Source organism: Scandinavium manionii (genome assembly GCF_024764775.1).
In the GTDB taxonomy this organism is placed as follows: domain Bacteria; phylum Pseudomonadota; class Gammaproteobacteria; order Enterobacterales; family Enterobacteriaceae; genus Scandinavium; species Scandinavium manionii.
The window spans coordinates 75,801-98,299 of the sequence record NZ_JALIGC010000039.1 but is presented as its reverse complement, the minus strand read 5'-3'; the positions used below and the strand labels follow the sequence as shown (position 1 = coordinate 98,299).

The following is a 22,499-nucleotide window of genomic DNA, read 5'->3' as shown; positions in this document are numbered from 1 at the left end:
AGCAAAAATGCCCCTGCATATGGCTGAAGGTAACATTTTGTTAAAATAAGACGAATGTTAGCAACACGCACCCGTAACCCACTGAAAGTGCATTTATTGCAGGGTAAAGGTTGCGGCCGCAACCTGTCCAGCCTCATCCATGACCACCAGCTGGTATTCACCGGTTTTATCCAGAGACAGCGTAATATTCGATCCCGTGTTATCCGTGGGCTCTCCGTTGATAAACCACCAGCGCCGCCCTTCCCCGCCGTTGGTCTGCAACGCGACTGCCGCCTGCGTTTCACCCGGCAGACGTTTGATGATAGCCCCGTCGCGCACGCCCGATAACGTCAACGGAATCAAATCCTGCTGATGCAGCGGCGGACAGCTTTTCGATGCGGCGGGCAAACGTGCCGCTCGCCGTTCGCTCGCCGGCAACCATGGCTCCAGCGGTAACGGCCAGACGTCGAGCGTCGTCTGTTTTGCGTCAGGACAATCTGGTGCCACGCGCTGCCCCTGGGCATTCAGCCACACCGGGAAGCGAATCCCGCGCAGGCCGTCCTGGCCTGGGAGCAGCAGCGTCGGCGGCTGGCTGTTATCCAGCAGCCAGGTCGACAGCCGACGGCGGCAGTTGCTGTCACCCGCCACCAGCGCCTGCCCGCCTGGCCAGCAGATGTTGCCCGCGCTAACGGAGTCTGGGCGCGGGTCAACAGGCAGACCCTTTTTGGCCGACGAGGTGCGGGCTAAAAGCATATTACTGACCTGATTCAACAGCGGAATAGCGCTGATAAAACCAAACTGACCGACCACCGGCGTGCCGTCCGGACGCCCGGTCCAGATGCCAATCACATACCTCGCGTTAATCCCGATAGCCCAGGCATCGCGGTAGCCGTAGCTGGTGCCCGTTTTCCACGCCAGCGGGACCACCGCAGGCAGTGAGCCGTTCGGCAACGGCTGATCCTCACCCGCCAGAATGCGACGAATAATCCACGCCGAACCCGGAGACAACAGCGAGCGCTCGATCAGTGGATCACCGGGCAGCATGCGCAATCGTCCGGCTTGCCCGTGGCGAGCAAACGCGCTGTAAGCGGCAGTGATGTCCGCCAGCCGCGCCCCGGCCCCACCGAGGATCATCGATAAATTCGGCTCTGCGCCGCCGGGCAAAATGAGCGGTAATCCGGCATTGCGCAGACGTGCGGCGAACTGTTTCGGCCCGTAGGCTTCCAGCACCTGCACCGCCGGGAGATTCAGTGAACGCACCAGCGCATCGCTCATGCTAACCGGGCCGTGGAAACCGCTGTCAAAATTTCCCGGTCGATAATCACTGAAACGCCGTGGAACGTCCTGTAACAAAGAAGCTGGATGAATAAGCCCGTTGTCCATTGCCAGGCCATAGATGAACGGTTTCAGCACCGATCCCGGCGATCGCACCGCACTGACCATATCCACATGACCAAAACGGCTGTCATCGCTGATGTCCACCGATCCGACCCAGCCGCGCACTTTCATGTTGGTGTGATCGACCACGATCATCGCCAGCGAACTGCGCGGCGGCAGACGCGACTTCCAGTTCAGCGCTAGCTCTTCCAACTGACGCTGGAGAGAAACGTCCAGCGTAGTGACGACTTTTTCACTGTGGCTTTTTGCCAGCATCCGGCGGGAAAACAGCGGCGCCAGCTGAGGCATCTGCCGTGGGAACAACCAGACGGGTTCTTGTCGAGCTTCTTTGACCACCTGTGGCGACCATACCCCCTGCGTCAGCATGCGTTCGAGTACCTTATCGCGTGCAGCCTGAGCCCGTTCCGGCCAGCGATCGGGCCGCAAACGGCTGGGCGCCTGCGGCAGCACCGCCAGCAGTGCGGCTTCGGAGTAGCTGAGCTGTTGTGGCGGTTTACCCAGATAAGCCCAGCTCGCCGCGCCAATCCCCTGCAACGTGCCGCCAAACGGCGCGCGGTTGAGATACAGCGTCAGGATCTGACGTTTATCGAGATGCCACTCCAGCTGGAAAGCGCGCCACAGCTGACGAATTTTTCCCCCGAAGGTACGAGGATGCGGATCGAGCAGACGAGCCACCTGCATCGTGAGCGTGCTGCCGCCGGAAATCACCCGTCCGGCGCGCAGATCCTGCCACGCCGCACGCAGCACCGACAGCGGATTTACCCCCGGGTGATCCCAGAACCAGCGATCTTCGTACTGGATCAGAGCCTGCAAATAGCGCGGAGAAACCTCTTCAATGGTGACCGGATAGCGCCAGATCCCCTCGGCATCGGCAAAGCGCCACAGCGGCGTGCCATCCTCCGCCACAACGACGCGTGCGGGAGTGACCTCATTGAGTGGGAGTGGCCAGAGATGGTCGGCCACACAGGCCGCCAGTCCGCTAAAAAGGAAAAAACCCGCCAGCCAAAGCCAGCGGGATTTTTTGAGTCGAGAGAATGTCATCTTATGGCGTGACGATCAGCGGTCCGTCGGTCTCTCCGGTGGCGCGCCATTGTGGAACGTACATCGATTCCACCTGCGGCACGGGAACATCGTAGGTGCCCGGCGTCACGGCGCGTGCCAGATATACCAGCGTAACGGGTTGACCCTGACTCACCGCGACCGCCGCAACAAAGCGATCGTCGCGGAATTCGATGTGCTGAATATCCGCCTGCTGCATTTGATTAAGCAGATTTTGCACCTCGGATCCGTTGTCCTGAAGGCTGGCGCTACTGTTGGCCAGGTTCTGGTTTTCCAGCTCAAGCCCAGCCGGGAGCAGGTCCACCACCAGCGCATCCGGCACATTCTGGCTCGCTTCGACTTCTAAGTGCACCAGCACTAAATCACCGCTGCGCAGCGAAGAGAGCGATTTCAGCTGCCCATCTGCACCCAGGAACTGGCGCTCAATGTGCAACACATTGCTGGCAGGCTTAGGGGCGTATTCCGGGTAACCGCTACTGTCCAGACGCAGCCACAGGGGCTGTGTTCCGATGTTTTTCACCTTCAGTGAAGCCAGCTGATCGGTGGTCAGATTTCGGGACAGGGATTTATCCGCGCTCAACGGTTCCGCCTGAAGCGAGGTCTGCGCCTGCCAGGTGCCAGGTAAATCCTGCAATCCTTTCGCGGCCAGGAACAGGGCGTTCATCTCCTGGGTCGACAACCAGCGCTCACCGAATGCCTGCTGTGAAAGGGTGTTCAGCAATGTGTTTTGCACATCCGGCAGCAGCTTATTCTCTTCCAGCAGGCTCAGCATCAGCGCATTGTCGCGCAGCTGGCTGCCGTAGTCCGCCATCCAGCCGTTACTCTCCTGACGCGGTGTGTTCTGCGCCAGCGCAATTGCCTCGTCACCGCGCGGCGCATCGCCCATCGCTTTCAGCGCCAGACCCAGTTGCATCAACGGCAAGCCCGATTTCGCCTGTGCATGACGCTCCCAGATTTCACGCAGTGCCCCCAGCGGGGCTTTCTGCTGGCGAGCCAACACCAGCGCGGCGTATGACTGCACTGCAAAACGGCTCGCCTGGCTGTCATTGGTGTAGCGAATAGTCATCAGCCCAGGCTCCTGCAAATAGCGCAGCAGGCGATTATTCCCGCGGGTAATCGCATCCGCCGGCACGCTGTAGCCCTGCTCACTGGCGCGAGTCAGGAAGTCCATCACGTAGGCCGTCAGCCAGTATTCTTCTGAGCCTTCTTTGTCCCACAAGGAGAAACCACCGTCGTCGCGCTGCATTTGCAGCAGACGCGCGATCCCCAAATCCACCGCCGCACGGCGCTTCTCATCAGTGTCACCTGGAATGCCCAATGATTTTAGCTGTGCCGCATTGGTGTAGAGCTGCGGGAACAGGCCGCTGGCGGTTTGTTCCAGACAGCCGTAGGGATACGCTTTCAGCTCACGAATGTAACGCGCCAGGTTAAGCGGCGGTTTGCCGCTGAACAACAGCTGGCTTTGCAGCGTTTCCGGGACAAACCCCTCAAGCTGTGAAGCCGGAACCGTCCAGCTTTCACCAGGCTGCAGGGCCACGCCCGCGTTGACGGTTTGCGCCGGGAAGGCCGGACGCACGCCGATTTTCCACTCTTTTTGCAGCGGAGTGAAGGTTTCACCCGGCAGCGTCAAGCCGCTGACTGTCGCTTGCACAGATCCCTCACCAAAACCATCCTGCGCGCTCACCGGAATGAACAGCGTTACCCGCGCGCCCGGCGGAAGTTTGCTGGGCTCTGGCTGTGTACCTTCGAGTTGCAGCAAACCCGTTGCAGTAAGTTGCACATTCAGCGTTTGCGGTTGGTCGGTCAGGTTGGTGAGATCGAGCGTAAGACGACTGCTGTCGCCGCCCGCCAGGAAGCGTGGCGTATTCAGCTCGGCAATGATTGGTGCGGCCACCACGACTTTGCTATCGCTGCTGCCGAAATCATCTGCCGTCCAGGCCTGCGCCATCACGCGCAGTTCACCGTTGAAATCGCCAATGGGCAGCGTCACGGTGCCTTCGCCTTTATCGTCCAGCGTCACCGGTTGTGCCTGTTGGGCGACAATAGTGACGTGATTCACCGGCGGCTTACCGCCGCGTTTGAGTTCGTCGCCGTCACCACCAAAACGCAGGCTGGCAAGACGACCCTGGCCTTCAATGACCTGGCCATAGATGTCGTAGATATCCGCGCCGTAGCGTTTCTGCCCAAAGAAAGCATTCCACGGATCCGGCGTGGTGTAATCGGTAATATTCAGCACGCCGCTATCGACGGCGGAGACCAAAACATTGACCTGCTTCGGTAGCGCCCCCTCTTTGGTGCTGGCTTTGATTTTCACCGTCAGCGGCTGGTTCGGACGCATTTTCTGCGGGGTATCCAGCGCAATGTTCAGACGGCGGTTTTCATCCCCGAGCGGTAAATGCAGTAGGCCCACAGCCCGTTTTGGCGTTGCTGATTTTGATTTATCGCCAGGGCGAATCACCAGGGTGCTGAGATACAAATCGTGGCGGTTCCAGGCTTTATCAACCGGAATCGACAGGTCCATCCCTTGCGCGGGCACATCAATTTCCTGCCACCACAGCGGGCCTTCGCTGGACTCCACCATCGCGTAGCCTTTACCCGCCGCCGGAGCGGAGATGTGCAGCTTGATGGTGTCGCCAGGTTTATAGGCCGGTTTGTCAAGTTTCATGGTGACGCGGTCCGGGCGCGCGGCACCGGTTCCATCGCTGTTATCCTGCCAGCTGTAACCGGCCCAGAAACGCACGCTGCTCACGGTGTCATCCGGCGCTTTGACGTCCAGACGGTATGACCCCCACTCCACCGGGAAGCTGACTTTGCCGGTTTCATTGGCGTTAAGATCCAGCGTTTGTTCGCCTTCAACCAGATCCTTTTGATCAAACTGTGACTGCCAGCCATCGCTGTCAGACCAGTTCCAGTAGTAGTCCCGACGCTCGCGGATCAGACGGACCTTCAGCCCCGAGACCGCTTTTTTCTCGCCCTGCGCATTGGCATATACGATATCGAACCCGGCAGTGCTGTTTTCATCCACCATCGGCTGATTGGCTGTGGTATCGGTACGATAGTCGTAGACCGCTTTGCTGGCAAATTCTGGGCGGATCCCCGGCAGCATTTCCGCAGGCCAGATAGCCTGTTCGGCGCGACGCGTAACCGGACGACCGCCGGATTCGAGCAGACTCGCCTGAAGGATCACCTGCAGCGGAGAATGGGTTTCCTGCCACTGGCTATCGACTTTCACCACACCGTGCCCTTGGGCGTCGAGTTTGAGCAGCACTTCGTCCAGCGTGCGCGAGAGATTCTCTTCGGCGATATCACCGAACTCAAAGCCCGGCAGCGCGGCTACGGCGTCTCGCAATGGACGCAGGAACATCTTGCCCTGCAACGCGTTGCCGTTAGCCGGCGCGCCGTACAGGTAATAGCCGGTCACCGCAAAACTGACGTCTTCTTCGGGCGTGAGCGGGGCTTTTTCTGGCGTCAGGTTGAGGGCCATGCGTTCTGGCATGAAGTCTTCGACGTGGAAATCCCATTCGCGATTCTGGTTGTCACCCGCGCTGGCGCGAACGTGCCACATTCCGGTGGCCGCCCCAGCGTCCAGCGCCCAATTAAACTGGTACAGACCGTTAACGGCCTTGCTCATGACAGTGCGTACTACCTGACCATCAGGCTGAACGACTTCAAGTTTTACCGGCTGATCGGGCAGCGGCTTGCCGTCGCTATCGCGCAGCAGGCCATTCACAATCACCGTTTCACCCGGACGATAAAGGTCGCGCGGGCCGAACATAAAGAATTGTTTGCTGTAACCCGGTGTACCTGCAATATCGAATTCTGACAGGTCCAGCGCCGGAAGCTTGAGATCAAGCAGCGTAGTCTGGCCATCTTTACGCGCCAGCAACAGGGCTGCTTCTTTGTCCGTTTGCAAAGAAACATGGCCTATCGAGTCGCTGTTGGCCTGGGCCAAAGTCTGGCCTTTATCATTGAGCAACTGAACGTCGATGCCACTTTGCGCCGCGCCATTTTCCAGGCTCTGGGTAAATACATCCAGACGATTATGATAACGGTGCGCAGACACCCCAATATCGCTCAGGGTGAATAGCGTCGCGGCATTGCTGTAGTTGTAGTGACCGGCCTGATTCATCACCGCGATGTATACGCCCGCCTGCTGGAGCGGTTTGATATCACTTAACGGCAGCAGCAGTTTTTCGCGGGTATTACGCTCAGGATTAAGATCAAAGCGCCCGGTGTAGACCAGATCGGCCATTTTCAGCAACTCATCAGATTCCCAGTTGCTGAGCGAACTGCGGTATTCCCACTGGCTGATAAAGGACGCCAGCGATTCCGGTTTTATGCGGAAGAAATTCACGTCGACGTTATTCACGTTCAGCGCCATCACCGGCAGCCCGGCCACGACTTTACCCGGCAGCAGCGAACCGCGGCTGGCAAAGCCAACGCTTGGCGCGATATCACGGGTGGCGATGTTCTGTTCGTAGGTTTTATCGAAGGTGGTTTTATTCACCGCCTCCACGTCCGGATCGACGGTTAATACCAGATTGCGCTTGGGCTCCAGATGGCGCATGCGCAATTCTTTCAGATTAGGTGCCAGTTCCCAGGCCCCATCCACTTTGCCGCTTTTCTTATCAACAAGGTGTACGCGGCTGGAAAAATCCTGAGCAGGATTAAGCGGAATAGAAAACGTGAGGACCAGCGTCGCCGCGCCATCGAGCTGAACTTCGGACGCGTCAATCAGGGTCAGCGCTTTGCCTTTGTTCTGCGCAGCCAGCTTATCCAGCGTTGCCGCGCTCGGAGCAACGGGCGTCGGTTTCGATGGCGTCTCAGCGGCTGAAGCCGCGGGCTTCACGGTCTGTGTTTTGTCGTTGTTATCACAGCCACTTAGCGAAAATGCGGTAACCAGCGCGAGCGATAGCGCTGCCAAACGATACGGTTTCATCCTTTAACCCCTGGCCCAGAAAGCCTCAAATTTTCGTCAACACAGTATTATGCTTAATCGTGGGTTTTACCAACAGCCTATAAATTCTGAAAGGGGCTGCATTTCCGATAGCCCACCTGCCGTCACGTCCCCCGCGATTCCCTGCTGATATCCCGATCACAACGCCAAAGGTTACATGTTACCTTCAGCGTCATTTGTTTTTAAAACAATAAGATATATGGATTCAGTGACCGGATGCCTGCTAGCTTTAAGCCTGAAACGCACTCTGAGTGCGCGGTTCAATAAGAGAGAACATCATGAAACGAGCCGTGAATGCCCTACAAAACTTCGGAAAATCATTATACGGACCGGTGCTTATCTTACCGATAGTCGGTCTTTTTATTGCTTTTGGAAACGTGCTGGGCAACGGCAGTCTTGCCGAATATCTGCCCTTTCTCGGTCATCCGCTGATTCAAAACCTCGGTCAGCTGATCGCGAAATCTGCCGTTTCGGTACTGGTGAATCTGGCGCTGGTGTTCGCCGTCGGGATCCCTGTCGGGCTGGCAGCACGCGATAAAGGCTACGCGGCGCTGATTGGTCTGTTGACCTTTGTGGTGTTTATCAATGCCATGAACGTCACCCTTCAGCTTCAGGGCGAACTCGCTCCGGCGGACCAGATGAAAGCCGCCGGACAAAGCATGGTGTTAGGCGTACAGGTGCTGGAAATGGGCGTGTTCGCCGGGATCCTGACCGGAGCGCTCTCCGGTTATCTGTACAACAAATACTCCGGCGTACAATTTAACGGGGCGATGGCTATCTATTCCGGCCACTGTTTTGTCGCCATCATCGTGTTGCCAGTGTCGATGCTCCTCGGGGTGGTAATGAGCGAGCTTTGGCCCTATGCGCAGCACGGTATTAGCGCCATGGCGCTGGCGATTAAAGGCTCCGGTGCGTTTGGCGTCATGATTTACGGTTTCCTCGAGCGCATTCTGGTGCCTACCGGGCTGCATCATCTTGTCTACACCCCATTTCTGTATACCGAGCTGGGTGGCACTCAGGAGGTCTGCGGCACGCTGTATCAGGGCGCGCGGAATATCTATTTCGCTGAGATGGCCTGTGCGGAGGTTAAACAGCTGAGCAGCACCGTGGTATGGGATGCCCGGGGTATCAGCAAAATGTTTGGTCTGCCAGCGGCGGCGCTGGCGATGTACGTGACCGCCAAACCCGAGCGCAAGGCCGCAGCAAAAGCCATTCTGATCCCGGCAGCGCTCACTTCCTTACTGGTCGGCGTCACCGAGCCCATCGAATTTTCTTTCCTGTTCGTCGCGCCGCTGCTGTTTGTGGTCCACGCGGTACTCACCGGCATCGGCATGATGCTGTTTTCCCTGCTTGGCGTTCACGCCATTGGCGCTAACGGCATTATCGATTTCATTCTCTACAACCTGCCGCTGGGCACGGAAAAATCCAACTGGCCGATGTACATCCTGGTCGGATTGATCATGTTCGCGCTCTACTTTGTCGTGTTCCGCTTCCTGATCCTGCATTTCAATATGAAGACGCCAGGTCGCGAGGAGGCCGAAGAGGAGACTCGTCTCTACAGCAAGCAGGAGTATCAGGCGAAGGGCAACAATGACGGGCTTGGTGAATCCATCGTGGCGGGCCTCGGGGGACGTGAAAATATTGAGGTGGTGGATAACTGCTATACCCGCCTGCGCGTCACGGTTAAGGATATCGACATCATTGATGAACCGCGACTCAGCGCGACGGGCGCAAAAGGGATTATCAAACAAGGTAACAACGTTCAGGTGGTCTACGGGCTGCATGTCAAAAAAATGCGAGAAGCCGTTGAGACGTTTCTCTGAAGGAGCTAATGATGTTTAAACCCCCTTTTATTCTCTCCATTGCCGGTGGCGGCAGCACCTACACACCCGGCATTGTCAAAAGCCTGATGGTGCGTTTGCAGGATTTTCCCCTCGCGGAAATTCGTCTGTACGACATTGATGCCGCGCGGCAGGACACCATCGCACCGGTGGTCGAGAAAGTGATTCGCGATCACAGCCAGGACATCAAATTCACGGTGACGAGCGATCCGGAAGTCGCCTTTAGCGGCGCGCATTTTGTTTTCGCTCAAATGCGCGTCGGTCAGTACAAAATGCGCGAGCTGGACGAGAAGATCCCTCTGCGCCACGGCGTGGTCGGGCAAGAAACCTGTGGTCCAGGCGGGCTGGCGTATGGGCTGCGCACGATCCTGCCCATGGTGGAGCTAATCGATCTGGTTGATCGTTATGCCCACGAAAAAGCGTGGATCGTCAACTATTCCAACCCGGCCGCGATTGTCGCTGAAGGCGTACGTCGTCTGCGCCCGAACGCTCGGGTGCTGAACATTTGCGATATGCCGGTCGCCGCCATGCGCAATATGGGCGCAATCCTGGGTGTCGATCGTCACAAACTGGAAGTGGACTATTTCGGGTTGAATCATTTTGGCTGGTTTACCCGGGTCCTGGTCGACGGCGAGGACAAACTGCCTGAACTGCGTCGCCATATTGCGAAATACGGGTTGCTGACGGAAGACGCGGCCAAAACCGATCCGCAGCATTCCGATCCGTCGTGGGTGAAAACCTGGCGCAACATCAAACCGATCATGGATAACTTCCCGGAGTATCTGCCGAATCCGTATCTGCAGTATTACCTGATGCCGAACCAGATTGTTGAGCATCAGAACCCGGACTACACCCGCGCCAATGAAGTGATGAACGGGCGCGAGAAAAAGCTGTTCGCCGCAGCGGAAGAGTATAAACGCACCGGTATCTTGTCCGACGCATTCCACGTCGGCGTACACGGCGAGTTTATTGTTGATGTGGCCCGCTCACTCGCCTTCAACCTGCGACAACGCCATCTGGTGATGGTTGAAAACCGTGGGGCAATCGTCAACCTGCCTTACGACGCGGTGGTGGAAGTTCCGGCCTATATCACCTCGGAAGGGCCAGAACCGGTGCGGGTCGGCCAGGTGCCGCTGTTCCATCAGACGCTGCTGCAACAGCAACTCGCCTCCGAGCAACTGCTGGTTGAAGCCACCATTGAAGGGAACTACGAAAAAGCCCTGCAGGCCTTTACGCTCAATCGCACCGTGCCGACCATGGAACACGCAAAAGCGATTCTTGATGAGATGATTGAAGCCAACCGTGATTACTGGCCCGCATTGCAAAAAGCCTGGCAGGATGGCGAAGCGATAAAAAAATAGGGCGTCGCTCGCGAGTTGAACGGGGTTTGCTTGTCGGTGTCAGAAAAAACACCGACAATCCGCTTTTCTGGATAAATACCCTAAATAATTCGAGTTGCAGGAAGGCGGCAAGTCTGTGACAAATTCGTCGGGAACGAATTTGACCAGCCAAAGGCTAGCCTCTGGTGAGAGACAGGATGTCTCTCATTAATCCCCAGGAGCTTACTCAGGTAAGTGACTGGGGTGAGCAGGCGTAGCCAACGCTCATGCAACTTGAAGTATGACGGGTAAAGATGGAGGCAAACATGTCCACCTCATATTTTGTGTCAACCGACTGGCTGATTGAACATAGCGACGATCCGAACGTTCTGATCCTTGATGCGCGTATGGCGCCGGCAGGACAGGAGCATTTACGCGATATGGCCGCTGAATACCGCGCCGGGCATCTGCCGGGAGCGGTATTTTTCGATATTGAAGCCCTCTCCGATCATACCTCTCCCCTGCCGCACATGATGCCGCGTCCAGAAGCGTTTGCGGTGGCGATGCGTGAGCTTGGCGTGAACCGTGATAAGCATCTGGTTATCTACGATGAGGGCAACCTCTTCTCCGCCCCGCGCGCCTGGTGGATGCTGAAGAATTTCGGCGTCGAGCAGGTCTCGATTCTGGCTGGGGGTCTTGCGGGCTGGCAGCGTGATGAGTTGCCATTGCAACAGGGCGATGTCTCACTGCCGGAAGGTGAATTTGAGGCCACGTTTGATGCCAGCGCGGTGAAACGCCTGACCGATGTGCTGGTAGTCAGCCATGAAAACACCGCACAAATTGTCGATGCCCGACCTGCGCCACGCTTTAACGCTCAGGCTGACGAACCGCGACCCGGCCTGAAACGCGGCCATATTCCTGGTTCCCGCAACGTGCCGTGGGGCGATCTGGTTTTTGAAGGTGAGCTGAAAACCACCGACGAACTGCGCGCTATTTTCGAACGTCAGGGCGTGGATTTACACCAACCGATTATCGCCAGCTGTGGTTCCGGCGTGACGGCGTGCGTGGTGATACTGGCCCTTGCCACACTGGGCATCACTGACGTCACCCTGTATGACGGTGCCTGGAGTGAATGGGGCGCCCGGGACGATCTGCCGGTTGAACCTGCCCAATAATGGATAACCGTCTGGCGACGCTCTTAACGCGCGGGGCATCAATGACCCGCGCGGAATACCGCGTGTTGGCACATCTCACGGAGCACCCGTTGCTGGTGGGAAACATTACGGTGCGCGAGCTAGCGCAGGCGACGTTTGTCTCCACCGCAACCATCATGCGCCTGTGCCAAAAACTGGGGTTCAGCGGTTTTAGCGAATTTATCTGGCACTGTAAGCAACTGCTTTCAGACACACCGCACATTGCGCCTCAGGCCGAAAGTTTGCCGCAGCTACCGGCCCTCTTTAATCAATTTATCGCCAACTATCAGCAGACTTTTCAGTGGGTAACGGAAGATAAACGACAGCAGTTTTCAGCCTTATTGCGCCAAAAAGAGAGCTTTTTTCTGTACGGGGCCGGGTTCTCTTATCTGTTTGCCGAATACCTGACCAAAAAATTGCAGGTGTTGGGCAAGACGGCGTTTATTTCTGGGCCAGGCGATAGCCGGAATATTTTTCTGAGTAACGCCGCGCGTTATCAGGTGTTTATCGCGGTTTCCCGCAGTGGTGAAACGGAACAAGTGCTGGATAAAGCGAGGATCGCCCAAACGATTGGCATGACGGTGGTCGCTTTTACCCGCGCATCGGCCAATACGCTGGCGGGCATGGCTGACCTGCATTTCGCGCTGTATGACGAGGCGGTGCATTACGCTGCCGAAGCCGCAGGCGTGACGTCGTTTGAGTCGAATCTGGTGTTACTGATGGATTTGCTGTTGCTGGAAGCAACGGGGTGAAGGCTCACCCCGAGTGCATCAGATAATCCGGTTCTGTTTAAAATCGCGCAGGAAGCTGCCCCAGCGCTTTTCGTAGAATGGCGTGATGTGCGCCAGCATGAAGTGACTGATGCCCTTCTCGCCTTCGACCACCTGACAAATATCAATAGGCTCGTCGCCCGGCAAGGTGTCGGTTGCTACACTGCCCGTCGCCTGAATCACCACGTCGATATCATCGCCTTCGACTTCAATCCCAATCAGCAGGTTTGGCTGCTCGTCAGCGTGTTCTTTAATGGAACACAGAAACGCACGCTTCACGGTTTTGAGCGACTTAAAGAGCGTGGTCAGAGAATCCACCATTTGAGCAGGCGGCTCGGTTACTTCGGACAGCAGCAGTGATGCTCCGCCTTCCAGTACCGTTTGAGTGCTCAGAGGGTTGCCTTCTTCGCCCATCAAATGACTGATTTCACGCGGGGTGAACTCTTTACCGGTTGACAGTTTGGCATTGAGGAACAGCGTCTCGCCGAGCGTCATTTCGAACAGCGTGCGTACCGGCATAACCACAAAGGCCTGTTCGTCAGTCACCGCCTGCTGCAGTGCTTCAAGCGAGCTGAAGAATGGGACCACCGACGTACCGTCGTCTTTTTCCCAGTGCTGGATGTCCAGCGCGCTGTCTTCCACCACCTGCTCGCCTTCCGCCGCCGTGCCTGGTACCCAGACAGTGGCCTCAAGCAGTGCGCGGAAGAAAGCCGGACGGTGCGCAGGCTCGGTCGCCGCCTGTTCCAGTAAAGTTTCTAATTCGTTTTTTTGTTCGGACATAAGCTCACTACTTTAAAAAACGCCGGGTGGCGCTGCGCTTACCCGGCCTACAAAATCCGTATGCCCGCACAAGCGCAGCGCCACCCGGACAACGAAATTCGTAGGCCCGTGCAAGCGCAGCGCCGCCGGGCATGACGATTACTCTGCGGTCAACAGATTCGCGAGGGTGCGCACACCCAGACCGGTTGCGCCTGCCGCCCACTGCTCAACGGCAGATTTACGGTAGGTCGCGGAGCAGTCAATGTGCAGCCAGCCTTCGTGATAGTTCTCCACAAAATGAGACAGGAAACCTGCCGCGGTGCTGGCACCCGCCGGGAATGCCGCGCTGGAGGTATTGTTCAGCTCAGCAAAGTTTGACGGCAGCTGATTGCGGTGGAATTCCGCCAGCGGCAGACGCCAGAATGGTTCGTTTTCCGCCGCGGCGCTGGCCATCAGGCGTGCAGCCAGTTTGTCATCGAAGCTGAACAGCGCGTGGTAATCATTACCCAACGCCGTTTTCGCTGCACCGGTCAGGGTCGCCGCATCGATAATCAGCTCTGGCTTCTGCGCACAGGCGTCGATCAGGCCATCGGCCAGTACCAGACGGCCTTCGGCGTCGGTGTTCATCACTTCGACTTTTTTGCCGTTGCGATAGCTAATGATGTCACCCAGTTTGAACGCGTTGCCGCTGACCATGTTGTCTGCACAGCACAGATACAGCTTCACGCGTTTGTTCAGGCCACGGGTAATGGCGAATGCCAGTGCGCCGGTCACCAGCGCCGCGCCGCCCATGTCGGACTTCATGGAGTCCATAAACGCGCTTTGCTTAAGGCTGTAACCGCCGGTATCAAAGGTAATGCCTTTGCCCACGAGGCAGGCGTAAACCGGTGCATTCGCGTCGCCGGTTGGGTTGTAATCCAGCGCCAGCAGAACCGGTGGACGGTCAGAACCGCGACCCACGGTGTGGATCCCCATGTAGCCCTGCTCGCGCAGATCTTCACCTTTGGTGATGCGGTAATGGACGTTGTCGCAGCCAAAGCGGCACAGCAGGTCAACCGCGCGTGCGGCTAACTGCTCAGGGCCGAGGTCTTCGGCAGACGCGTTGATGGTGTCACGTACCCAGTCAACGATCGCCAGACGGTTATCGAGCTCGCTTTTCTGTGCGTCATCCAGTGCCGCCCAGTCGACGTTACGGCTGCCTTTCGGCCCTTTGTAACCGGCCCAGAAAGCCCAGCTGCGCTCGGTATCCCAGCCTTCGCCCGCCAGCGCAACATGCTTAATGCCCATGCCGTCAATTTTACGCGCCGCGCGCTGAATCAAACCGGCATCGTCTTTGCCGTTCAGGTGCAGGGTGATGCCGTCGTTGTTAATGCTGTAGGTGGCTTTTTCGCCCCAGCGCGCATCGGCAGGCTGAGTCGACAGCGTAATCTTCATCGCTTCGGTCATTGTCTTATCCTTATTGAGCAAACGGGCCGCCAGAGGCAGCCCGTAAGATGAACTATTCTGCTTCGTCTAACCAGACTAACAGAATCGCCTCGAGAATTTTTTCATTGGATGCGTTGGGATCATCCTCAAAATCTTCCAGAGCGCAAATCCACTGATGCATATCTGTGAAGCGAACGGTTTTCGGATCGGTATCCGGATACGCATCGTACAATGCTTCGCCGATTTCACGGCTGTCGGTCCATTTCAGCGCCATAATCAGTGCTCGCGTGCGTGGTTGATGGTGTAACGTGGCATCTCGACCACCAGATCTTCATCGGTGACGCGCGCCTGACAGCTTAAGCGGCTTTCCGGCTCCAGACCCCAGGCTTTGTCGAGCATGTCATCTTCGTCTTCGGTACTTTCCGGCAGCGAATCGAAGCCTTCACGAACGACGCAGTGGCAGGTCGTGCAGGCACAGGATTTTTCACAGGCGTGTTCAATCTCGATCCCGTTGCGCAGGGCAACGTCCAGAATGGTTTCACCGCATTGAGCTTCCAGAACTGCGCCATCCGGACAGAGATCCTGATGTGGCAGAAAAACAATCTTTGGCATATTAAACCTCGTCCACGGACTGGCCTTTCAGCGCTTTACGGACCGACTGGTCCATACGGCGTGCGGCAAATTCCTGGGTTTGTGTGTCGATATTTTTAATGGCTTCTTTTATGGCATCGGCATCATCGCCAACGGCGGCTTTCTGCAGAACAGAAACACCGTCGTCAATTGCCTGGCGTTCTTCAACGCTGAGCAGCCCGGCATCGGCTGCCAGTGCGCTGTTCAGACTTTCCAGTACGCGAGCCGCTTCCACTTTTTGCTCAGCAAGCATGCGCGCCTGGACGTCATGTTCGGCGAAACTCATTGAGTCTTTGATCATGGTAGCGATTTCATTGTCGCTCAGACCATAAGACGGTTTCACCTGAATAGAGGCTTCCACGCCGGTGGATTTTTCCATCGCCGTGACGCTCAGCAGGCCGTCGGCATCCACCTGGAAGGTGACGCGAATATGTGCCCCGCCCGCAGGCATCGCCGGAATACCGCGCAGCGCGAAACGCGCCAGAGAGCGGCAATCCTGCACCAGCTCGCGCTCACCCTGCATCACGTGGATAGACATTGCGGTCTGGCCGTCTTTAAAGGTGGTGAACTCCTGCGCACGCGCCACCGGAATGGTGGTGTTACGCGGGATGACTTTCTCCACCAGGCCGCCCATGGTCTCAAGACCCAACGACAGCGGGATGACGTCCAGCAGCAACATTTCACTGTCCGGCTTATTGCCGACCAGAATATCGGCCTGAATCGCCGCGCCAATGGCGACCACTTTATCCGGGTCGATAGACGTCAGCGGCGTGCGGCCAAAGAATTCGCCCACGCGTTCACGCACTAACGGCACGCGGGTAGAACCGCCCACCATGACCACGTCTTTAACGTCTTCGTTTTCGACGCCCGCATCTTTCAGCGCGCGACGACAGGCCAGCAGCGTGCGTTTCACCAGCGCAGCAATCAGCTCGTTGAACTGCACGCGGGTGATGTCGCCCTCCCAGCCAGCCACGTCAACGTGAACGCTGTCGGCATCGCTGAGAGCAATTTTGGCGGCGATGGCGGCGTCTAACAGTTCGCGCTGCACGCGGTTATCGGAACGGTCGGCAATCCCCGCCTGTTCACGAATGAAATCCGCCAGCAGGTGGTCGAAGTCGTCGCCGCCGAGGGCTGAATCACCGCCGGTCGCCAGCACTTCGAACACGCCACGGCTGAGGCGCAGAATAGAAATATCAAACGTGCCGCCGCCGAGATCGTAGACGGCAATGACGCCTTCCTGGCCGGAATCCAGACCGTAGGCGATGGCCGCCGCCGTCGGCTCATTCAGCAAACGCAGCACGTGCAGGCCCGCCAGACGCGCGGCGTCCTTGGTGCCCTGACGCTGTGCATCGTCGAAATAAGCCGGAACGGTTATCACCACGCCATCGAGCTCGCCTTCCAGCGTTTCGGTCGCTCGGGCAGACAGGGCTTTGAGGATATCCGCAGAGATACGAATCGGGTTCAGCAAACCGGCGTTGGTCGACAGCATTGGCAGGCCATTAACGCTTGCCTGGAGCTGATAAGGCAGATGCGGATAGCGCGCCTGCACATCGGCAAGCGAGCGGCCCATCAGGCGTTTTACAGAGCTGATGGTGTTGACCGGATCCAGCGCGGCATTGGCGCGAGCGTCATAGCCCACGTCATGTCCCTGCGCCTGGTAATGCACGACCGAGGGCAGCAGATGGCGCCCCTGGCTATCGGCCAATGTTTCAGCCTGACCGCTACGCACGGTAGCGACCAGTGAATTGGTGGTGCCTAAGTCGATGCCCGCCGCCAGACGACGCTGGTGCGGCGCGGCACTCAGGCCAGGCTCACTGATTTGTAATAAGGCCATAGTAATTAAGCTTCCAAAATCAATTACTCGTCATCATTCATGCCGCAACTGTGTTGACTTCCTCGCTCCTCCCAGTCACTTATTTTTGTAAGCTCCTGCGGAGTCGCTGCGTTGCCGCCTTGTTGCAACCCGAATGATTTAGAGTAAGAAGAGCTTTTCTTCGAGTTGTTCTGCTGAACTGCGCAGTTTATCGAGAAAACGCAGTTTACGCACGGTATCCGCCGCGCTATCCCACGCTTCATTATCGAGTTCCGCGACCATCTGCTGATGGCGCGTGTCAAACATGCCTTTCACGCGACGCATAAACGCGTCCAGACGCTCGCTGTCTTTGGCGCGATCAATCTCATCGAGCTCTTCACGCAGCTCCAGTTGTTCCATCAGAAACGCCGTGTCGCGCACCGTGTGCTGCTCGCTCGCCAAATCAAAGCCGTGCAGTGACAGCAGGTATTCCGCGCGCGTCAACGGGTGGCGAAGGGTTTGCCACGCCTGATTAATGGTCGCGGATTGCTGCACCGATGCAAGCTGGTCGGCGGAAGAGTGGCTGGCGAATTTGTCCGGATGGAACTGGCGCTGTAAATCCTGAAAGCGCGTGGCGAGCTGCTGGCTATCGAGGTGATAAGAGGCCGGCAGGCCAAAGAGAGTGAAGTAGTCCATAGCTATCTCTGAAAAAGCAAACCCCACAAGCAGCCTGGCCACCGTGGGGTTATCTTACGCGTGATTAAACGTGGAAGCTTTCGCCGCAACCGCACTCGTCTTTAACGTTCGGGTTGGTAAATTTAAACCCTTCGTTGAGGCCTTCTTTTACGAAGTCCAGTTCAGTGCCGTTGAGGAACTGCAGGCTTTTGCCATCGACCACAACCTTCACGCCTTTGTCTTCAAACACCGTGTCTTCGGCGTCAGGTTGATCGACAAATTCCAGCACGTAGGCCATACCAGAGCAACCGGAAGTCCGCACGCCCAGACGCAGACCGAAGCCTTTGCCACGGTTGGACAGGAAGGAACTGACTCGTGCAGCAGCGCTGTCGCTTAGGGTTATCGACATAAAAAACCTCAGATCTTATTTAGCTTCACGTTTGCTTTTATAGTCCGCAATGGCGGCTTTGATCGCGTCTTCTGCTAGGATAGAACAGTGAATTTTCACCGGTGGCAGTTCGAGTTCTTCGGCAATATCGGTGTTCTTGATAGCCTGTGCTTCGTCCAGGGATTTACCCTTCACCCACTCGGTCACGAGGGAGCTGGACGCGATAGCAGAACCGCAGCCGTAGGTCTTGAAGCGCGCGTCCTCAATGATACCTTCATTGTTGACTTTAATCTGCAACTTCATCACGTCGCCGCAGGCCGGTGCGCCGACCATGCCGCTGCCGACGCTGTCGTCGCTGTTGTCAAACGAGCCGACGTTGCGTGGATTCTCGTAATGATCGATAACTTTTTCGCTGTAAGCCATTTTGAATTCTCCTGTCTACCGATTAATGATGCGACCATTCGATGCTGTTGATATCCACGCCCTGCTTGAACATGTCCCACAGTGGAGAGAGTTCACGCAGACGACCGATGGATTTCTGTACCAGCGCGATGGTGTAGTCGATCTCTTCTTCGGTAGTAAAACGACCTAAAGAGAAACGGATGGAGCTGTGTGCCAGCTCGTCAGTCATGCCCAGCGCACGCAGTACGTAAGACGGCTCAAGGCTCGCAGACGTACAGGCGGAACCGGAAGACACGGCCAGATCTTTCAGGGCCATGATCAGTGACTCGCCTTCAACGTAGTTAAAGCTGACGTTGAGGATGTTTGGCGCGCCCTGCTCGAGGTCACCGTTCAGGTACACCTCTTCCATGTCTTTTACGCCTTCCCACAGACGGTTACGCAGAGTGCGCAGACGCGCCATCTCGGTTTCCATCTCTTCTTTGGCAATGCGATACGCTTCACCCATGCCCACAATCTGGTGCACAGGCAGCGTACCGGAACGCATACCGCGCTCGTGACCGCCGCCGTGGATCTGCGCTTCGATACGGATACGGGGTTTACGACGCACGTACAGCGCGCCGATACCTTTCGGGCCGTAGATTTTGTGACCAGAGAAAGACATCAGGTCAACTTTCAACTGGCTCAGATCGATAGGCAGTTTGCCCACGCTCTGGGTTGCATCAACGTGGTAGATAATACCGCGTGAACGGCACAGTTCACCGATAGTCGCGATATCCTGCACCACGCCGATTTCGTTATTCACGTGCATGATGGAAACGAGGACGGTGTCATCACGCATCGCCGCTTCGAGTTCTTTCAGGTCAATAATACCGTTGCGCTGCGGGGCGAGGTAAGTCACTTCAAACCCTTCACGCTCCAGCTGACGACAGGTGTCGAGAACCGCTTTGTGCTCGGTTTTGCTGGTGATGACGTGCTTGCCTTTTTTCTGGTAGAAGTTGGCCGCACCTTTAATTGCCAGGTTATCAGATTCGGTCGCACCAGAGGTAAAGACGATTTCGCGTGGGTCAGCACCCACCAGCTCAGCAATCTGATTACGGGCGATATCTACCGCCTCTTCAGCATGCCAGCCAAAACGGTGTGAACGGGAAGCCGGGTTACCAAAGTTTCCGTCCAGGGTAAGGCACTGCATCATTTTCTCGGCAACACGCGGGTCCACCGGCGTGGTTGCGGAGTAGTCGAGATAAATCGGTAATTTCATTGCTCTTAAACTCCGTACATCACTCAATGCAATGAACCAGGCAACCGGCTGGATGTACGACCGTGTTGACGGGGTGCGGGAGCACCCCGGCCTGATTCTGAAATTCTATTATTATATTTACCCAAATCGTTCGTGTTGCAGCAAGGCGGCAAACTTGAGAGTCCCCAGGAGCTTACATCAAGTAAGTGACTGGGGCGAGCAAGTGCGGCCAACGCAGTTGCAGCCCGAAAGATGACGGGTAAATTATGCGCGCAATTTGACGTCGATAGCGTCTTGTCCGCGGGTACTGCGATGGGACTCTTGCGTGTGCTGACGGTCAGAGACGTCCAGCACTTCCTGGTTATTCACCAGCTCACCGAGGGTGATGTTATTCAGGAAACCGGTCAGACGATCGCTCAGATCGCGCCACAGTGCATGGGTCAGGCATTTATCGCCGCCCTGGCAGCCGCCTTTACCCTGACAACGGGTGGCGTCTACGGATTCATCGACTGCGCTGATCACTTCGCCAACGGCGATACTACCGGCTTCTTTACCCAGCAGATAACCGCCGCCCGGGCCACGTACGCTGGACACCAGTCCATTTTTACGCAGGCGGGAGAACAGCTGTTCCAGGTAGGAAAGGGAAATTCCCTGACGTTCAGAAATATCGGCCAACGGAACCGGGCCCGATTCGGAGTTGAGCGCAACGTCCAGCATCGCGGTCACGGCATAACGCCCTTTAGATGTCAGTCTCATGTCTTACTTAACCTCAAACTCGCCCCTGCCCGGGGTTGTTATTAAAATGTATGTATTGCATAGCAGGGGGCAAGTCTGACATTCCCGACTAAAACAGTCAACTATTTACCTGACTGTTTTAGTCAAGTATTTAACCTTCCGTGCGCTCTCGGTTTCAGGCGTATTTTGCCTGGCGGCGATTCGCTTGCGCAGGCCTACGAATTCGAGCCGTAGGCCCGGTCAGCACAGCGCCACCGGGCAACGGCATTACTGTTCTTTATTCTTCTGTTCAATCGACGCCAGCATCCCGCGCAGGATATTCAGCTCCTGGCTTTCCGGGCGCGCACGGGTAAACAGACGACGCAGTTTGTTCATCACCTGCCCCGGATGGGTGGCGCGAATGAAGCCGGTCGACAGCAGCGTTTGCTCGAGGTGACCGTAGAAACGCTCCAGATCGTCCACCAGCGGGTACGCCACTTCTTCGGCTTCCGCTTCGCTGCTTTCTTCTTTTTCCTGAGAAGCCAGCCATGCCATACGCACTTCGTAGGCAATCACCTGTACCGCCATCGCCAGGTTCAGCGAGCTGTATTCCGGATTCGCGGCAATCGCCACGTGATAATGGCATTTTTGCAGTTCGTCGTTGGTCAGGCCCACGCGTTCGCGGCCAAATACCAGTGCGACCGGCGCCTGAGCGGCTTCGCCTACGCTTTTTAGCCCACATTCACGCGGGTCGAGCATCGGCCACGGCAGCGTACGAGAACGCGCGCTGGTGCCGACAACCAGGCTACAGCCTGCCAGCGCGTCATCGAGGGTATCGACGATTTGCGCGTTGCCAATCACATCGCTGGCACCGGCCGCCAGCGCGATAGCCTGAGAGTCAGGCTTCACCAGCGGATTAACCAGCCAAAGGTTAGTTAACCCCATGGTTTTCATGGCGCGGGCCACGGAGCCCATGTTGCCAGTGTGGGACGTTTCTACCAGTACGATTCGAATATTTTGCAGCATTGTCATTCTTCGGCTAAAGATTATTCATCCATATTATCATAAAGCGAAGACAGAAACCGAATTCGCTGCTATGATGTGCGCCGTTTTTCCCGTTCTTTAACATCCAGTGAGAGTGACCGATGCAACATCCTATGTTGACCATCGCCGTGCGCGCAGCGCGCAAGGCGGGTAATGTTATTGCCAAGCACTACGAGACCCCAGATTCCGTAGAAACCAGCCAGAAAGGCAGCAATGACTTCGTGACGAATGTCGATAAAGCCGCAGAAGCGATTATTATCGAAACTATCCGTAAATCTTACCCGCAGCACACTATTATCGCCGAAGAGTCTGGCGAAGTAGCAGGCGAAGATCAGGATGTTCAATGGGTTATCGATCCACTGGATGGCACCACCAACTTCGTAAAACGTCTTCCTCATTTCTCTGTATCCATCGCCGTACGCATTAAAGGCCGTACTGAAGTGGCTGTGGTTTACGATCCAATGCGTAACGAACTGTTCACTGCGACCCGCGGTCAGGGCGCACAGCTGAACGGTTATCGTCTGCGCGGCACCAATGCCCGCGATCTGGACGGCACCATTCTGGCGACCGGCTTCCCGTTCAAAGCTAAACAGCACGCTCCGGCTTATATGAATATTCTGGGTAAACTGTTCACCGAGTGCGCTGACTTCCGTCGTTCCGGTTCCGCTGCGCTGGACCTGGCCTATGTGGCTGCTGGCCGCGTTGACGGTTACTTCGAACTGGGCCTGAAGCCATGGGATTTCGCAGCAGGCGAGCTGATTGCACGTGAAGCCGGTGCGCTGGTATGTGATTTCACTGGCGGTCATAACTTCATGTCTACCGGTAACATCGTGGCAGGTAACCCACGCGTCGTGAAAGCGATGCTGGCGAGCATGCGTGACGAACTGAGCGAAGCGCTGAAGCGTTAATTCTGTTTG

The 22,499-nt window shown here is 56.7% G+C and carries 18 protein-coding genes; 5 read left to right on the top strand and 13 right to left on the bottom strand.

Annotation, left to right across the window (positions count from 1 at the left end; genetic code table 11):
- Nucleotides 1-93: 93 nt before the first annotated feature.
- Both pbpC and MUU51_RS14920 read right to left on the bottom strand, forming a co-directional pair.
- Complete coding sequence (gene pbpC / locus MUU51_RS14925) at nt 94-2,418, bottom strand: peptidoglycan glycosyltransferase PbpC (RefSeq protein ID WP_258968041.1); 2,325 nt, start codon at nt 2,416-2,418, stop codon at nt 94-96.
- 1 nt (nt 2,419) lies between these two features.
- Nucleotides 2,420-7,375, bottom strand: coding sequence for an alpha-2-macroglobulin family protein (locus MUU51_RS14920; protein ID WP_258968040.1), 4,956 nt, complete (start codon nt 7,373-7,375; stop codon nt 2,420-2,422).
- 296 nt (nt 7,376-7,671) lie between these two features.
- Between MUU51_RS14920 and MUU51_RS14915 the strand changes: the two genes are divergently transcribed.
- From MUU51_RS14915 to MUU51_RS14900, 4 genes are all read left to right on the top strand, one after another.
- Complete coding sequence (locus MUU51_RS14915) at nt 7,672-9,216, top strand: PTS transporter subunit EIIC (protein ID WP_258968039.1); 1,545 nt, start codon at nt 7,672-7,674, stop codon at nt 9,214-9,216.
- Between the two features lie 11 nt (nt 9,217-9,227).
- A complete protein-coding gene (locus MUU51_RS14910) occupies nt 9,228-10,595 on the top strand; it encodes a 6-phospho-alpha-glucosidase (RefSeq protein ID WP_258968038.1) in 1,368 nt (455 codons plus the stop codon).
- Nucleotides 10,596-10,879: 284 nt separating this feature from the next.
- Nucleotides 10,880-11,728 carry a 3-mercaptopyruvate sulfurtransferase gene (gene sseA, locus MUU51_RS14905; RefSeq protein ID WP_258968037.1) on the top strand — a complete coding sequence of 283 codons (849 nt, stop codon included), beginning with the start codon at nt 10,880-10,882 and terminating at the stop codon, nt 11,726-11,728.
- The gene (locus MUU51_RS14900) at nt 11,728-12,498 is read left to right on the top strand and encodes a MurR/RpiR family transcriptional regulator (protein WP_159776233.1); all 771 of its coding nucleotides are present in this window, start codon (nt 11,728-11,730) and stop codon (nt 12,496-12,498) included. Before sseA ends, MUU51_RS14900 begins: the two co-directional genes overlap by 1 nt.
- An 18-nt stretch (nt 12,499-12,516) precedes the next feature.
- Here the strand turns inward: MUU51_RS14900 and sseB are convergent, their stop codons facing one another.
- The 11 genes from sseB to trmJ form a co-directional block, all read right to left on the bottom strand.
- Nucleotides 12,517-13,296 carry an enhanced serine sensitivity protein SseB gene (gene sseB / locus MUU51_RS14895; protein ID WP_258968036.1) on the bottom strand — a complete coding sequence of 260 codons (780 nt, stop codon included), beginning with the start codon at nt 13,294-13,296 and terminating at the stop codon, nt 12,517-12,519.
- A gap of 138 nt (nt 13,297-13,434) precedes the next feature.
- Nucleotides 13,435-14,721, bottom strand: coding sequence for an aminopeptidase PepB (gene pepB / locus MUU51_RS14890; RefSeq protein ID WP_258968035.1), 1,287 nt, complete (start codon nt 14,719-14,721; stop codon nt 13,435-13,437).
- A gap of 52 nt (nt 14,722-14,773) precedes the next feature.
- The gene (gene iscX, locus MUU51_RS14885) at nt 14,774-14,974 is read right to left on the bottom strand and encodes a Fe-S cluster assembly protein IscX (RefSeq protein WP_110508915.1); all 201 of its coding nucleotides are present in this window, start codon (nt 14,972-14,974) and stop codon (nt 14,774-14,776) included.
- A 2-nt stretch (nt 14,975-14,976) separates the two neighbouring features.
- Entirely contained in the window at nt 14,977-15,312 is a 336-nt protein-coding gene (gene fdx, locus MUU51_RS14880; RefSeq protein WP_159776243.1) for an ISC system 2Fe-2S type ferredoxin, read from the bottom strand.
- 1 nt (nt 15,313) lies between these two features.
- Nucleotides 15,314-17,164 carry a Fe-S protein assembly chaperone HscA gene (gene hscA, locus MUU51_RS14875; RefSeq protein ID WP_258968034.1) on the bottom strand — a complete coding sequence of 617 codons (1,851 nt, stop codon included), beginning with the start codon at nt 17,162-17,164 and terminating at the stop codon, nt 15,314-15,316.
- 138 nt (nt 17,165-17,302) lie between these two features.
- On the bottom strand, nt 17,303-17,818 hold the full coding sequence (hscB, locus tag MUU51_RS14870) for a co-chaperone HscB (RefSeq protein WP_258968033.1): 516 nt from the start codon (nt 17,816-17,818) through the stop codon (nt 17,303-17,305).
- A 64-nt stretch (nt 17,819-17,882) separates the two neighbouring features.
- Nucleotides 17,883-18,206: an iron-sulfur cluster assembly protein IscA gene (gene iscA, locus MUU51_RS14865; RefSeq protein WP_110508907.1), complete on the bottom strand. Its 324-nt coding sequence runs from the start codon at nt 18,204-18,206 to the stop codon at nt 17,883-17,885.
- A 15-nt stretch (nt 18,207-18,221) separates the two neighbouring features.
- A complete protein-coding gene (gene iscU / locus MUU51_RS14860; RefSeq protein ID WP_015703172.1) occupies nt 18,222-18,608 on the bottom strand; it encodes a Fe-S cluster assembly scaffold IscU in 387 nt (128 codons plus the stop codon).
- A gap of 22 nt (nt 18,609-18,630) precedes the next feature.
- Nucleotides 18,631-19,845 (bottom strand): IscS subfamily cysteine desulfurase, encoded by a 1,215-nt coding sequence (locus tag MUU51_RS14855; protein WP_159776249.1) that lies wholly within the window; start codon nt 19,843-19,845, stop codon nt 18,631-18,633.
- Nucleotides 19,846-20,088: 243 nt separating this feature from the next.
- A complete protein-coding gene (gene iscR, locus MUU51_RS14850; RefSeq protein WP_110508903.1) occupies nt 20,089-20,580 on the bottom strand; it encodes a Fe-S cluster assembly transcriptional regulator IscR in 492 nt (163 codons plus the stop codon).
- Between the two features lie 246 nt (nt 20,581-20,826).
- Nucleotides 20,827-21,564, bottom strand: coding sequence for a tRNA (cytosine(32)/uridine(32)-2'-O)-methyltransferase TrmJ (gene trmJ / locus MUU51_RS14845; RefSeq protein WP_258968032.1), 738 nt, complete (start codon nt 21,562-21,564; stop codon nt 20,827-20,829).
- A gap of 119 nt (nt 21,565-21,683) precedes the next feature.
- Here trmJ and suhB point away from each other — a divergent pair, with 119 nt between their 5' ends.
- On the top strand, nt 21,684-22,490 hold the full coding sequence (gene suhB, locus MUU51_RS14840) for an inositol-1-monophosphatase (RefSeq protein WP_110508899.1): 807 nt from the start codon (nt 21,684-21,686) through the stop codon (nt 22,488-22,490).
- The last annotated feature ends 9 nt before the right edge of the window (nt 22,491-22,499 follow it).

Coding starts and splice junctions, on each gene's coding strand:
- hscB (WP_258968033.1), bottom strand. CDS start 17,818: ATGGACTACTTCACTCTCTTTGGCCTGCCGGCCTCTTATCACCTCGAT.
- iscU (WP_015703172.1), bottom strand. CDS start 18,608: ATGGCTTACAGCGAAAAAGTTATCGATCATTACGAGAATCCACGCAAC.
- fdx (WP_159776243.1), bottom strand. CDS start 15,312: ATGCCAAAGATTGTTTTTCTGCCACATCAGGATCTCTGTCCGGATGGC.
- MUU51_RS14855 (WP_159776249.1), bottom strand. CDS start 19,845: ATGAAATTACCGATTTATCTCGACTACTCCGCAACCACGCCGGTGGAC.
- iscR (WP_110508903.1), bottom strand. CDS start 20,580: ATGAGACTGACATCTAAAGGGCGTTATGCCGTGACCGCGATGCTGGAC.
- suhB (WP_110508899.1), top strand. CDS start 21,684: ATGCAACATCCTATGTTGACCATCGCCGTGCGCGCAGCGCGCAAGGCG.
- pepB (WP_258968035.1), bottom strand. CDS start 14,721: ATGACCGAAGCGATGAAGATTACGCTGTCGACTCAGCCTGCCGATGCG.
- MUU51_RS14915 (WP_258968039.1), top strand. CDS start 7,672: ATGAAACGAGCCGTGAATGCCCTACAAAACTTCGGAAAATCATTATAC.
- hscA (WP_258968034.1), bottom strand. CDS start 17,164: ATGGCCTTATTACAAATCAGTGAGCCTGGCCTGAGTGCCGCGCCGCAC.
- iscA (WP_110508907.1), bottom strand. CDS start 18,206: ATGTCGATAACCCTAAGCGACAGCGCTGCTGCACGAGTCAGTTCCTTC.
- iscX (WP_110508915.1), bottom strand. CDS start 14,974: ATGGCGCTGAAATGGACCGACAGCCGTGAAATCGGCGAAGCATTGTAC.
- MUU51_RS14910 (WP_258968038.1), top strand. CDS start 9,228: ATGTTTAAACCCCCTTTTATTCTCTCCATTGCCGGTGGCGGCAGCACC.
- sseB (WP_258968036.1), bottom strand. CDS start 13,296: ATGTCCGAACAAAAAAACGAATTAGAAACTTTACTGGAACAGGCGGCG.
- sseA (WP_258968037.1), top strand. CDS start 10,880: ATGTCCACCTCATATTTTGTGTCAACCGACTGGCTGATTGAACATAGC.
- pbpC (WP_258968041.1), bottom strand. CDS start 2,418: ATGACATTCTCTCGACTCAAAAAATCCCGCTGGCTTTGGCTGGCGGGT.
- MUU51_RS14900 (WP_159776233.1), top strand. CDS start 11,728: ATGGATAACCGTCTGGCGACGCTCTTAACGCGCGGGGCATCAATGACC.
- MUU51_RS14920 (WP_258968040.1), bottom strand. CDS start 7,375: ATGAAACCGTATCGTTTGGCAGCGCTATCGCTCGCGCTGGTTACCGCA.
- trmJ (WP_258968032.1), bottom strand. CDS start 21,564: ATGCTGCAAAATATTCGAATCGTACTGGTAGAAACGTCCCACACTGGC.